The organism is Streptomyces sp. NPDC005576, from assembly GCF_042871745.1.
Lineage (GTDB): Bacteria > Actinomycetota > Actinomycetes > Streptomycetales > Streptomycetaceae > Streptomyces.
This window is the reverse complement of sequence record NZ_JBIAJC010000008.1, coordinates 263,102-275,511: the sequence shown is the minus strand read 5'-3', so window position 1 is coordinate 275,511 and position 12,410 is coordinate 263,102. Positions and strand designations below refer to the sequence as shown.

Annotated in this window: 11 protein-coding genes; 7 read left to right on the top strand and 4 right to left on the bottom strand. The window is 71.5% G+C overall.

All coding sequences use genetic code 11. The features are described from left to right. The first annotated feature begins 2 nt into the window (after window positions 1-2). Both ACFYPN_RS16880 and ACFYPN_RS16875 read left to right on the top strand, forming a co-directional pair. Window positions 3-323 carry a hypothetical protein gene (locus ACFYPN_RS16880; RefSeq protein WP_389298897.1) on the top strand — a complete coding sequence of 107 codons (321 nt, stop codon included), beginning with the start codon at window positions 3-5 and terminating at the stop codon, window positions 321-323. A 348-nt stretch (window positions 324-671) separates the two neighbouring features. Beyond that, the gene (locus ACFYPN_RS16875) at window positions 672-2,033 is read left to right on the top strand and encodes an NAD(P)/FAD-dependent oxidoreductase (RefSeq protein ID WP_358756975.1); all 1,362 of its coding nucleotides are present in this window, start codon (window positions 672-674) and stop codon (window positions 2,031-2,033) included. A 103-nt stretch (window positions 2,034-2,136) separates the two neighbouring features. On the opposite strand, the gene ACFYPN_RS16870 is transcribed toward ACFYPN_RS16875, so the two are convergent. Both ACFYPN_RS16870 and ACFYPN_RS16865 read right to left on the bottom strand, forming a co-directional pair. Further along, a complete protein-coding gene (locus tag ACFYPN_RS16870) occupies window positions 2,137-3,669 on the bottom strand; it encodes an ATP-dependent DNA ligase (RefSeq protein ID WP_389298895.1) in 1,533 nt (510 codons plus the stop codon). 77 nt (window positions 3,670-3,746) lie between these two features. Then, window positions 3,747-4,538, bottom strand: coding sequence for a metal-dependent hydrolase (locus ACFYPN_RS16865; RefSeq protein ID WP_358756971.1), 792 nt, complete (start codon window positions 4,536-4,538; stop codon window positions 3,747-3,749). A gap of 77 nt (window positions 4,539-4,615) precedes the next feature. Between ACFYPN_RS16865 and ACFYPN_RS16860 the strand changes: the two genes are divergently transcribed. Beyond that, the gene (locus ACFYPN_RS16860; RefSeq protein ID WP_389298893.1) at window positions 4,616-7,189 is read left to right on the top strand and encodes a DEAD/DEAH box helicase; all 2,574 of its coding nucleotides are present in this window, start codon (window positions 4,616-4,618) and stop codon (window positions 7,187-7,189) included. Between the two features lie 49 nt (window positions 7,190-7,238). Next, window positions 7,239-8,111: an acyl-CoA thioesterase II gene (locus ACFYPN_RS16855; RefSeq protein WP_358756967.1), complete on the top strand. Its 873-nt coding sequence runs from the start codon at window positions 7,239-7,241 to the stop codon at window positions 8,109-8,111. A 70-nt stretch (window positions 8,112-8,181) separates the two neighbouring features. On the opposite strand, the gene ACFYPN_RS16850 is transcribed toward ACFYPN_RS16855, so the two are convergent. Further along, the gene (locus tag ACFYPN_RS16850) at window positions 8,182-8,421 is read right to left on the bottom strand and encodes a DUF6011 domain-containing protein (RefSeq protein WP_358756965.1); all 240 of its coding nucleotides are present in this window, start codon (window positions 8,419-8,421) and stop codon (window positions 8,182-8,184) included. A gap of 214 nt (window positions 8,422-8,635) precedes the next feature. On the opposite strand from ACFYPN_RS16850, the gene ACFYPN_RS16845 reads away from it, so the two are divergent. Both ACFYPN_RS16845 and ACFYPN_RS16840 read left to right on the top strand, forming a co-directional pair. Further along, window positions 8,636-9,592: a DUF389 domain-containing protein gene (locus tag ACFYPN_RS16845; RefSeq protein ID WP_389298891.1), complete on the top strand. Its 957-nt coding sequence runs from the start codon at window positions 8,636-8,638 to the stop codon at window positions 9,590-9,592. A gap of 142 nt (window positions 9,593-9,734) precedes the next feature. Beyond that, a complete protein-coding gene (locus tag ACFYPN_RS16840) occupies window positions 9,735-11,168 on the top strand; it encodes a DUF2252 domain-containing protein (protein ID WP_389298889.1) in 1,434 nt (477 codons plus the stop codon). A 72-nt stretch (window positions 11,169-11,240) separates the two neighbouring features. On the opposite strand, the gene ACFYPN_RS16835 is transcribed toward ACFYPN_RS16840, so the two are convergent. Then, window positions 11,241-11,648 (bottom strand): hypothetical protein, encoded by a 408-nt coding sequence (locus ACFYPN_RS16835; RefSeq protein ID WP_358756960.1) that lies wholly within the window; start codon window positions 11,646-11,648, stop codon window positions 11,241-11,243. A 177-nt stretch (window positions 11,649-11,825) separates the two neighbouring features. Here ACFYPN_RS16835 and ACFYPN_RS16830 point away from each other — a divergent pair, with 177 nt between their 5' ends. Beyond that, window positions 11,826-12,401 (top strand): helix-turn-helix domain-containing protein, encoded by a 576-nt coding sequence (locus ACFYPN_RS16830; protein ID WP_389298887.1) that lies wholly within the window; start codon window positions 11,826-11,828, stop codon window positions 12,399-12,401. Window positions 12,402-12,410: the final 9 nt, after the last annotated feature.

Genomic DNA, 12,410 nt, shown 5'->3' with positions numbered 1-12,410 from the left:
GGGTGCTGGTAGGAACCCTGTTCGCCTTCTCGCTGGCCGGCCTTCTTTCGATTGGTCTCTTCTTCGTGCCGCTCGCTCTCGTGGGCGCCGCCCTGCTTCTGTGGAAGAGGGCTTTCCCGGGCGCCTTCGGCCTGCTGTCCGGTGCGAGCCTGATCGCTCTTTACCTGGCCTACATCAACCGCGGTGGGCCCGGCACCGTGTGCAAGGGGGCGCATACGGTTTGCACGGACGAGTATGCGCCGTGGCCTTTTCTTGTCGTGGCCGCCGTCCTTGTGGCCGGCGGCCTCTTTGGGTTCGTTGCCGTCAGACGCAGGAATCATTGAGCCGAGCTGGAATCTGCTGGACGGCGACGGATGTGCCCATCACCCGCCGCACGCACGGCACCCGATGGTGCTCCCGTCGAAGCTGCGACGGTGGCGGCCGGCGCCGGATCCGCCGTACGCCGTACGCCGTACGGTCCGTACGCGGTGCGCCCCGTACGGTCCCGGCGGTAAGGGGCGGTCGTTGGCCCGTTCGGGTGGGTCGTGGTTCCGTGGCCCGTCCGGTCCCGAGGCCCGATTCCCCGGGCCGGGAGGCGCGTTCAGGGCTCTGCGGTGAGGATGTGAGGTGACCCGCCCGGACTTCGGGGCAGGTGAGACACGACCGCGTAAGCCTGAGAAGGGACGCACACCGTGGCACCACCCAGGATTCTCGTCGTCGGCGCCGGATTCGCCGGAGTCGAGTGCGTGCGCCGTCTGGAGCGTCGGCTCTCGCCGGGAGAAGCGCAGATCACGCTCGTCACGCCGTTCTCGTACCAGCTCTACCTGCCGCTCCTGCCCCAGGTCGCGTCCGGTGTGCTCACCCCCCAGTCGGTGGCCGTGTCGCTGCGGCGCAGCAGCCGTCACCGCACCCGTATCGTGCCGGGCGGGGCGATCGGGGTGGACACCAAGGCGAAGATCTGCGTGATCCGCAAGATCACGGACGAGATCGTGAACGAGCCGTACGACTACATCGTGCTGGCCGCCGGAAGCGTGACCCGGACGTTCGACATCCCCGGCCTGCTGGACAACGCCCGGGGCATGAAGACGCTCGCCGAGGCCGCGTACGTGCGGGACCACGTCATCGAGCAGCTCGACGTGGCGGACGCGAGTCAGGACGAGGCGGAGCGCGCCTCGCGGCTCCAGTTCGTCGTGGTGGGCGGGGGTTACGCCGGGACCGAGACTGCTGCCTGTCTCCAGCGGCTGACGACCAACGCCGTGAAGCACTACCCGCGGCTGGACCCGAAGCTGATCAAGTGGCATCTGATCGACATCGCCCCGAAGCTCATGCCGGAGCTGGGTGACAAGCTAGGCGTCAGCGCCATGGAGATCCTGCGCAGGCGTGGCATCGAGGTGTCGCTGGGCGTGTCGATCGCGAAGGCGGAGCGCGAGGAGGTCACCTTCACGGACGGCCGGGTGCTGCCCTGCCGCACCCTGATCTGGACGGCCGGTGTGGCCGCGAGTCCGCTGATCGCGACACTGGGCGCGGAGACGGTACGCGGCCGGCTGGCGGTGAACCCGGAGATGGGTCTGCCCGGTGCCGACGGCGTGTTCGCGCTCGGTGACGCGGCGGCGGTGCCCGATCTCGCGAAGGGCGACGGCGCGATCTGTCCGCCGACCGCGCAGCACGCGATGCGACAGGGCCGGGCGGTGGCGGACAACGTGCTCGCCTCCCTGCGGGGTGGCGCACTCCAGCCGTACGTGCACAAGGACCTGGGGCTGGTCGTGGACCTCGGTGGCCGGGACGCGGTCTCCAAGCCGCTCGGGATCGAACTGCAGGGCATCCCGGCCCAGGCGGTGGCGCGCGGCTACCACTGGTCGGCGCTGCGGACGAACGTGGCGAAGACCCGGGTGCTCACCAACTGGCTGCTGAACGCGGTCGCCGGTGACGACTTCGTGCGTACCGGTTTCCAGGCGCGCAAGCCGGCGACGCTGCGGGACTTCGAGTACACGGACGCCTATCTGAGCCCCGAGGAACTCCTCGCGCGCACGGAGTCCGCCGCGAAGCGGAAGTGACGCTTCGCCACCGTTTCCGCCGGAAGGCGCCGCCCCGGGATTTCGCCGGGCGGCGCCTTCCGGCGTGCACGGCCTGCCGGGACCGGGCCTGCCGGGGTCAGGACTACGTGGCGAGGACGGTGGCGACGGTATCCGCCTCCTGCGGGCGCTTGTCCTCGCGGTAGCGCAGGACCCGGGCGAAGCGCAGGGTGACGCCGGCCGGATAGCGGGTGGAGCGCTGGAGGCCGTCGTAGGCGATCTCCACGACGAGCTCCGGGCGTACGGTCACGACGTGCCCGTCGTCGCCCGTGGAAAGCCCGAGCAGGCGTTCGGTCTGCCAGGCGAGCAGCTGGTCGGTGAGCCCCTTGAAGGTTTTGCCGAGCATGACCGGGGCGCCGTCGGGGCCCAGTGCGCCGAGGTGCAGGTTGGAGAGCTTTCCGCTGCGGCGGCCACTGCCCCACTCCGCGGCCAGCACCAGGAGGTCGAGGGTGTGCACGGGCTTGACCTTGAGCCAGGACGCGCCCCGGCGGCCGGCGCTGTAGGGGGCGGCGAGGTCCTTGACGACCACGCCTTCGTGGCCGCGTTCCAGAGTGGCGGCGAAGAAGGCGCCGGCGGCCTCCCGGGCCGACGGGTCCGAGGGGTCGGCGACGACGGCGCGCCGCACCCGCATCCGCTCGGGGACCAGGCGGGCGAGGGCGGCGTGCCGCTCGGCGAGGGGCCGGTCCAGCAGGTCCTCGCCGTCGACGTCGAGTACGTCGAAGAAGACCGGGAGCACGGGCAGCTCCGCCGCCGCGCGGGCCACGTCGCGGCGGGAGCCGACGCGTGCGGCGATCTCCTGGAACGGGCGCGGCCGGCCGTCCGGGCCGAGCGCGATCACCTCGCCGTCGAGGATGAAGCGTTCGCCGGGGAAGGCGGCGACGGCGGTCACCAGGTCGGGGAGGCGGTCGGTGATGTCGTCGAGGGTGCGGGTCCAGGCGCGTACGCCGTTACCGTCCCGGTGGACCTGTACCCGGATGCCGTCGAGCTTCTCCTCGACGACCGCACGGCCGCCCATCTTGTCGATCGCCTCCGGGACCGAACCGGCGGTGTGCGCGAGCATCGGGTGGACCGGGCGCCCGACGGTGAGCCGGAAGCGGGCGAGCGCCTCGGGGCCGTCCGCGAGCAGGGCGACCGCGACGTCCGTCAGCGAGCCGGCGAGCATGACGGCGCGGCGCACATCGGCGCCCGCCGCGCCGGACGCGCGGGCCAGCGCGTCCACCGCGATCGCGTCCAGGGCGCCCTGGCGCAGCTCGCCCAGGAGCAGGGCGCGCAGGAAGTGCTGTTCGTCGGCGGTTGCCGCCCCCAGCAGGGCGCGCAGCCGTTCCGCCCGCGCGGCCCGCGATCCGGAGCCGGTCAGGCTCCCGATCGCGGTCAGCTCGGCGTCGGTGTGCGCGACGGTGAGGGTGGGATCGGTGGCGGGTGCGACGGAGTCGCCGAGGGTGGACCAGCCGATGCCGAGCCGCCCCTGCGGCAGCCGCCCCGCGAGGTACGGGATGACGACCGGGACGTCGTCCGGTGCCGCCTCCCGGAAGAGGTCGGCCAGCAGTTCGACCTTACGGTTCCGGGCGGGGGCACCGGCGACCCGGAGCGAGACCTGGGCGAGCCGGATGAGCAGCATGTGCCCATGGTCCTACGGCGACACCCCCGCCGCCCGGAGAAGGACCCCGGGCGACGGGGGTGTCGCGCCGGCCGGGATCAAATGATGTTGAGCGCACCCGCCGCGCCGATCCCCCCGAGCACCATGAACACGGGCATCAGTACCTTCAGCTCCACCCAGCTGCCGGCCCGGAAGCGCATGGCCTTCGGCGGCCCCAGCGCGTACCAGCGCTTGCGGCCGAGGGGGATGGGCCAGAGGATCGGGCAGCCCGAGACCGTCAGGGCGTCGCCGATGTCGTGGACGAGGGCGCCGAGGAGGATCGGCAGCCCGAGCCACATGTACTCCTGGCCGGGTGCGTCGAAGAACCAGTTCGAGCCGTGTCCGGGCTGGTCCAGCACGCCGGCGAGGATCCAGGCGCTGGTCGCGCCGAGCAGCCAGACGAGTACGTCGCTGGAGACGCGGGCGGCCCGCCAGAGCAGCCCTTCGACGGCGAGCACGAGGTGGACGAAGAGGATCGCGAGGACCGCCCACCGGCCGCCGAGGATCGCGGCGCCCGAGGCGACGGCTCCGGTGAGGACGGCCCACAGCCAGGTGTGGGTCAGGGTCCGGTGGCCGCCGTTGCGACGGGGGTCGCCGGGGCCGCGGGTGGCCTTGTAGACGGCGTACGAGAGCTTGTCGACGACCTCGCAGACCAGCTTGGACACGGGACCGAAGGCGCGGGAGATGGTGGCCGACTTGTGGTCCAGATCGGGGGCGAGCGCGGCGCCCGCCGTGATCAGCGCTCCGACGACCAGGACGGGCCAGGGCATGGTGTGACCCGTGGCGGCGGCAGCCGCCCCCACCCCGAGCCAGGCCGCAGCTCCGGACAGTGAGTGTGCCGGTCCCATCATGGTGTTTTCCGCCCCCAGAACGTGGTGCGGCCGACGCCGTTGCGGCGCGGCCGAGTTGAGTGGGAAGCGTACCGCTCATGATCTTCGTGGGGCCGTCCGGTTCCCTCATTGGGACGGAAGGCAGGCAAGATGGGGGCGTGACCCTTATCGATCAGCTGCCCCCGACCGCAGACCCGGACGCTCTCTTCGAGGCCTTCTCCTCGTGGACCGAGAGTCAGGGAATCGTCCTCTACCCCGCTCAGGAGGAGGCGCTGATCGAGGTGGTCTCCGGGGCGAACGTCATCCTGTCCACGCCGACCGGCTCGGGCAAGAGCCTGGTCGCGGCGGGTGCGCACTTCACGGCGCTGGCGCAGGACAAGGTCACCTTCTACACGGCTCCGATCAAGGCCCTGGTCTCGGAGAAGTTCTTCGATCTCTGCAAGCTCTTCGGCACCGAGAACGTCGGGATGCTGACGGGCGACGCCTCGGTCAACGCGGACGCACCCGTCATCTGCTGTACGGCGGAGGTGCTGGCCTCGATCGCGCTGCGCGACGGCAAGTACGCCGACATCGGCCAGGTCGTGATGGACGAGTTCCACTTCTACGCGGAGCCCGACCGCGGCTGGGCGTGGCAGATTCCCCTGCTGGAGCTGCCGCAGGCACAGTTCGTCCTGATGTCGGCGACCCTCGGCGACGTCGCGATGTTCGAGAAGGACCTCACCCGGCGGACCGGCAGGCCGACCTCCGTGGTGCGCTCGGCGACCCGTCCGGTGCCGCTCAGCTACGAGTACCGCCTCACGCCGATCACGGAGACGCTGACCGAGCTGCTGGACACCCGGCAGTCCCCCGTCTACATCGTGCACTTCACGCAGGCCGCCGCCGTGGAGCGGGCGCAGTCGCTGATGAGCATCAACATGTGCAGCAAGGAGGAGAAGGAGAAGATCGCCGATCTGATCGGCAGCTTCCGCTTCACCACCAAGTTCGGCCAGAACCTCTCCCGGTACGTACGCCACGGCATCGGGGTCCACCACGCCGGGATGCTGCCCAAGTACCGGCGCCTGGTGGAGAAGCTCGCGCAGGCCGGGTTGCTGAAGGTGATCTGCGGTACGGACACACTCGGCGTCGGGGTGAACGTCCCCATCCGCACAGTGCTGTTCACCGCGCTCACCAAGTACGACGGCACCCGGGTGCGCACGCTGCGGGCGCGGGAGTTCCACCAGATCGCGGGACGGGCCGGGCGGGCCGGCTTCGACACGGCCGGGTTCGTGGTGGCGCAGGCTCCCGAGCACGTCATCGAGAACGAGAAGAACGTCAAGAAGGCGGGCGACGACCCGAAGAAGAAGCGCAAGGTCGTCCGCAAGAAGGCTCCCGAGGGCTTTGTCGCGTGGTCGGAGACGACCTTCGACAAGTTGATCCAGTCCGACCCGGAACCGCTCACCTCCCGCTTCCGGGTCACCCACACCATGCTGCTGTCGGTGATCGCCCGTCCCGGCAACGCCTTCAAGGCGATGCGCCACCTGCTGGAGGACAACCACGAGCCGCGCAAGGCCCAGTTGCGGCACATCCGGCGGGCCATCGCCATCTACCGCTCGCTGCTCGACGGCGGCGTGGTGGAGCAGCTGGCCCAGCCGGACGCCGAGGGCCGGATCGTCCGGCTCACCGTGGACCTCCAGCAGGACTTCGCGCTGAACCAGCCGCTCTCCACGTTCGCGCTCGCCGCGTTCGACCTGCTGGACGCCGAATCCCCCTCGTACGCGCTGGACATGGTCTCCGTCGTCGAGTCGACGCTCGACGACCCCCGTCAGATCCTCGCCGCCCAGCAGAACAAGGCGCGCGGCGAGGCGGTCGGGCAGATGAAGGCGGACGGCGTCGAGTACGAGGAGCGTATGGAGCGGCTCCAGGAGGTCACGTACCCGAAGCCGCTGGGCGAACTGCTGTGGCACGCCTACGACGTGTACCGCAAGAGCCACCCGTGGGTCGGGGACCATCCGGTGTCGCCGAAGTCGGTGATCCGTGACATGTACGAACGGGCCATGACCTTCACGGAGTTCACCTCGCACTACGAGCTGGCCCGGACCGAGGGCATCGTGCTGCGCTACCTCGCGAGCGCGTACAAGGCGCTGGAGCACACGATCCCGGACGACATCAAGTCCGAGGACCTCCAGGATTTGATCTCCTGGCTCGGCGAAATGGTGCGGCAGGTGGACTCCAGCCTGCTGGACGAGTGGGAGCAGCTCGCCAACCCGGAGGTGGAGACCGCCGAGCAGGCGCAGGAGAAGGCCGACGAGGTCAAGCCGGTCACGGCGAACGCCCGCGCCTTCCGGGTGCTGGTGCGCAACGCGATGTTCCGCCGGGTCGAGCTGGCCGCGCTCGACCGGGTCCGTGAACTCGGCGAGCTGGACGCGGACTCCGGCTGGGACGAGGACGCCTGGGGCGAGGCGATGGACGCCTACTGGGACGCGTTCGAGGAGCTGGGTACGGGTCCGGACGCGCGCGGTCCCAAGCTGCTGAAGATCGAGGAGGACCCGGCGCACGGGGTGTGGCGGGTGTGGCAGGCTTTCGCCGACCCGAACGGTGACCACGACTGGGGCATCCGCGCCGAGGTGGATCTCGCGGCTTCCGACGAAGAAGGCCGCGCGGTCGTGCGCGTCACCGACGTGGGGCAGCTGTGAGCCCGGCCGCGACGGTGGCGCCCGGGTCGCGAGAGTGGAGAAGAAGCGCATGACGAACCCCGCCGAGCTCTTGGTCGGCCTCCTCGACCTGGAACGGATCGAGGTCAACATCTTCCGCGGCCGGAGCCCCGAGGAGTCCCTCCAGCGGGTCTTCGGCGGTCAGGTCGCGGGCCAGGCGCTGGTCGCCGCCGGCCGGACCACCGACGGTGACCGTCCGGTGCACTCGCTGCACGCCTACTTCCTGCGCCCGGGCCGTCCGGGCGTGCCGATCGTGTACCAGGTGGAGCGGGTGCGCGACGGCCGTTCGTTCACGACGCGGCGGGTCACGGCGGTGCAGGAGGGCCGGACGATCTTCAACCTGACGGCCTCCTTCCACCGGCCCGAGGAGGCGGCCTTCGAGCACCAGCTGCCGGCCGCCCGGATCGTCCCGGCCCCGGAGGAGCTGCCCACGGTCGCCGACGAGGTGCGCGAGCACCTGGGCGGGCTGCCGGAGGCACTGGAGCGGATGGCCCGGCGCCAGCCGTTCGACATCCGGTACGTGGACCGGCTGCGCTGGACGCGGGAGGAGATCGCCGAGGCGGAGCCGCGCAGCGCGGTGTGGATGCGCGCTGTCGGCCCGCTGGGCGACGACCCGTTGGTGCACACCTGCGCGCTGACGTACGCCAGCGACATGACGCTGCTGGACGCCGTCCGCATCCCGGTGGAGCCCCTCTGGGGCCCGCGCGGCTTCGACATGGCCTCCCTGGACCACGCCATGTGGTTCCACCGCCCGTTCCGGGCCGACGAGTGGTTCCTCTACGACCAGGAGTCGCCGATCGCCACCGGCGGGCGGGGTCTGGCACGCGGCCGGATCTACGACCGGGAGGGCAACCTGCTGGTCTCCGTGGTGCAGGAGGGCTTGTTCCGGCGGCTGGGGGCGTAAGGCTGCCGGCCCCGGCCGACGACCCGCGCGAGCGGTGTCCGGGCCGTGTCCGGCTCCCGGCGCCCCGGTCTCACAGCCCCGGGAGGGTCTCCTGGTCGGCCTCCCGGCGGCGGGCGCGGGTGTCCGGTGGCGCCGGGTGGAGTTTCGCGTCGCAGGTGGGGCCGAGGCCGCTCCGCCGGGAGCCCCTGCCGGTGAGTGGGCGTCCGCAGAGGCGGCAGCGGACGAGGGGGCGCCGCGGGTCGCCGTCCCGGCTCGCGTCCTGAGCGGCGGGGGCCGGTGAAGCGCCGGAGAAGAGCTCGGGTGACTCCATGGCGGTGATTCTTCCAGGCGCCGGTGACAATCGGCCGGTGACCGTCGGCCCGCGACAGTCGGCCGGTAACCGTCGCACGGGTTGGTCCCGCCCCGTACGGCCGACCGCACGGGCGCACGGGCGCCCGGGCCGGATTGCCGGGGGCGGGGTGTACGGCCTTACTGGAGGGGCCCCGCACGCAGACCCGGCGGGGCCACGGAGTGAGGGGTACGCGATGGACCTGATCCACGTCCGCGCGGTGAGCCCGCCCGACCTGACCGAGCGGGTCGTGGCGCTGCTCGCCGACAATCCGTCCGTCCTCAATCTGATCGTGCAACCGGGGGTGGCCAGGAACCCGGACGGCGACGCGATCTCCTGCGACGTACTGACCGGGGGCGCCAACGCGGTGCTGCGGGGGATGCGGGAAGTCCGGTTGGACCAGCTCGGCTCCATCGTGGTCGAACCGGTGGACATGGCGTTCTCGGGGCGGGGCGGGTCCGGCGGGGGCGAGGAGCCGGGCCCGCTCGCGCGGGCCCCGGTCTGGGAGCAGGTGGAGGCGCGTATCCGCGCCGACGCCCGGTATCCGCCGAGTTTCTACCTCTACCTGGTCGTCGCCGGTCTGATCGGTTCGGTGGGGATCGTCACCAACTCGCAGATCCTGATCGTGGGGGCCATGGTCGTCGGCCCCGAGTACGGGGCGATCGTCAGCATCGCGCTCGGCATCGACCGGGGTGAACGGCGAACCATCCGCAGGGGGCTGAGGGCGCTCGGGGCGGGTCTGCTGCTGACCGTGCTGGTCACCTTCCTCTTCAGCCTGCTGATCCGGGGTTTCGGCCTCCAGTCGCAGGCGTTCGAGGCGGGGCTGCGCCCGGTGTCCGACCTGATCAACACGCCCAACTTCTTCTCGGTGGCGGTGGCGACGCTGGCGGGTGTCGTCGGCATCGTGTCGCTCACCGAGGCGCGGACGAGCGCCCTGCTCGGGGTGTTCATCTCGGTCACCACCATTCCGGCCGCCGCGGCCATCGCCGTCTCCGTGGCCTTCACCAGCTGGCAGGAGGCGTGGGGGTCGCTCGTCCAGCTGCTGGTGAACATCGTGGTCCTGGTGGCCGTCGGCACCGGCACCCTGCGGTGCCAGCGGGCGATCTGGCGGCGGGTCGCCCTGCGACGCCAGGGGCCGGGCGGGCCCGGCTGAGGCGGGTGCACGCGGGTGGCCCCCTCCCTCGGACGTGCCGGTCCCCACCGTGCCGGGGATCATCGAAGGGGGCGCTCCAGCGCCTCGCGCCGGGAACACCGGGAACACCGGGATCACCCGGGGGAAGTCAGGAGAGCCCGTCATGCCTCAGGACCGCCGCCCCGCGTCGCGCACCGCGCCTCGCGCCACCCCTGCCGAACGGGCCGCCGCGGGCAAGGCCGTACGCAAGAGGGTCCCCCGGTCGGCCCATGCGGCTTTCGAGCCCTCCGCGCGCCGGTTCGACCCGCTGACGGTCCTGGAGACCCAGTCCGCCGCGCGCGTGCCGGAGCTGGTCCCCCTCCGGTACGGCCGGATGACCGAGTCGCCGTTCCGCTTCTACCGGGGCGCAGCGGCGATCATGGCGGCGGACCTGGCGGGCACCGCGGACTCCGGGATCACCACGCAGCTGTGCGGTGACGCGCATCTGCTGAACTTCCGGCTGCTGGCCTCGCCCGAACGCAATCTCGTCTTCGACATCAACGACTTCGACGAGACGCTGCCGGGCCCGTGGGAGTGGGACGTGAAACGGCTCGCTGCCAGCCTGGTCATCGCCGCGCGGGCGAACGGCTTCTCGGACCGTGAGCGCACGCGCATCGTGCGGGCCTCCGTGAGGTCGTACCGGGAGTCGATGGCCGGGTACGCGGGGATGCGCAACCTGGACGTCTGGTACGCGAAGATCGACGAGGGGCGGTTGCGGGCCGTCGCTGCGGCGCAGCTCGCCGCGCGGGGGCGCGAGAACCTCGACCGCGCCCTGGTGAAGGCCCGCACCCGGGACAGCCGGCAGGTGTACGGGAAGCTCACCGAGTGGTCGGGAGGCCGCCGCCGGATCGTGTCCGACCCGCCTCTGGTGGTACCGCTCGCGGAGCTGGTGCCGGACGCGGAACGCATCGAGACCGAGGAACGGTTCCGGGTCCTGCTGCGGCGGTACGGCCGCAGCCTCCCGTCCGACCGCCGGGCGCTGCTCTCCAGCTTCCGGCTGGTGGACGTGGCCCGCAAGGTGGTCGGCGTGGGAAGCGTCGGCACGCGGTGCTGGGTCCTGCTCCTCCTCGGCAGGGACGACGACGATCCGCTCTTCCTCCAGGCCAAGGAGGCCGACACCTCGGTGCTCGCCGGCCATGTCGGGACGAGCCGCTACCGCAACCAGGGCGAGCGGGTCGTGGCCGGCCAGCGGCTGATGCAGGCGTCGAGCGACATCTTTCTCGGCTGGGAGCGGGCGGAGGGCTTCGACGGCCGGCGCCGCGACTTCTACGTCCGCCAGCTGCGCGACTGGAAGGGGATCGTCGAACCGGAGCGCATGGTGCCGGAGGGGATGGCCGTCTTCGGTGAGGTCTGCGGGGCGGCCCTGGCCCGTGCGCACGCCAGGTCGGGCGACCGGATCGCCATCGCCGGGTACCTGGGGCGGGGTGACGCCTTCGACCGGGCTCTCGGGGTCTTCGCCGAGGCGTACGCGGACCTCAACGAGCGGGATCACGAGGCGCTCGTGGCAGCGGTCCGCGCGGGGCGTCTGCCCGCCGCGGACCCTTCGGGGACCCGGTGATCCGGTCCGGGGACAGGTGAGTGCGCCCCGACCGGCTGTCGGGGCGCACTCCTGAGTCCGCGTCCGCCGTCCTCAGGGCGTGTGCGGCGTGTGCTCCGTGCGCGCGCACAGCGCCCAGATGACGAAGATGTTGATGGCGACGAGGATGATCGACCAGAACGGGTAGTACGGCAGCCAGAGGAAGTTGGCCACCGCGCCCAGTCCCGCCAGCACCACACCGATGAGCCGGGCCCACAGCGCGCCGGTGAACAGCGCGCATCCGGCCAGGATGATGACGATTCCCAGGATGAGGTGGATCCAGCCCCATCCCGTGAGGTCCCACTGGAAGATGTAGTTGCGGGTGGTGACGAACACGTCGTCCTTGGCGATGGCGGCGATGCCCTCGAAGACCGCCATCGCGCCGCCGAAGATCATCAAAACGCCCGCGAACGTGGTCCATCCGGTCTGGAACGCGGTGGTCTTCCGGGTGGTTCTGGCCATGGTCGGCCTCCTTGCCGTACCCGAAGCCCCTGAGCGGCCCGAACGGACGGGCCCTACGGAATCTTTACTTCTCAGCCTGGCACGCCGTCACCCGATCGGCACACGGGCGCTACCGGGTGGGGCCCGGAGCACGGCGGGGAACCCCACTTATCCCAGATACGGGATAAGCTCCCGGATATGAGAGATGACAGCGGGGCGGAGTCCGCCGACAGCCGACTGGCAGCCCGGCTCGCCTCACTCCGGGCCGAACGCGGCTGGTCCCTGGACGAACTCTCCGGTGCGACCGGCCTGAGCAGATCCACCCTGTCGCGGGTGGAGCGGGGCGAGCTGAGCCCCACCGCGGCTTCCCTGGGCCGGCTGTGCACGGCGTACGGGCTGACGATGTCGCGCCTGCTGACGGAGGTCGAGGCGGAGCCGCCCCGCCACGTGCCCGCCGGGTCGCAGCCGGTCTGGTACGACGCGTCCGTCGGCTTCACCCGCCGCTCGGTGTCGCCGCCGCACCCGGGACTCCGCGGCGAGGTCGTCGAGGGCACTCTCGACCCGGGCGCGGCGATCTCCTACGAGAACCCTCCCGTGCCCGGCGTGGAACAGCACGTGTGGGTACGGGAAGGGACGGTCCGGATCACCGTCGACGGGACCACGCACACCCTGGCCACCGGCGACTGCCTGCGATTCCGCCTGAACGGCCCCTCCCGTTTCCACTGCCCGGGGCCGGACCGGACCCGGTACGTCCTGCTCATCGTGATGCCGTGAAAGGAACCC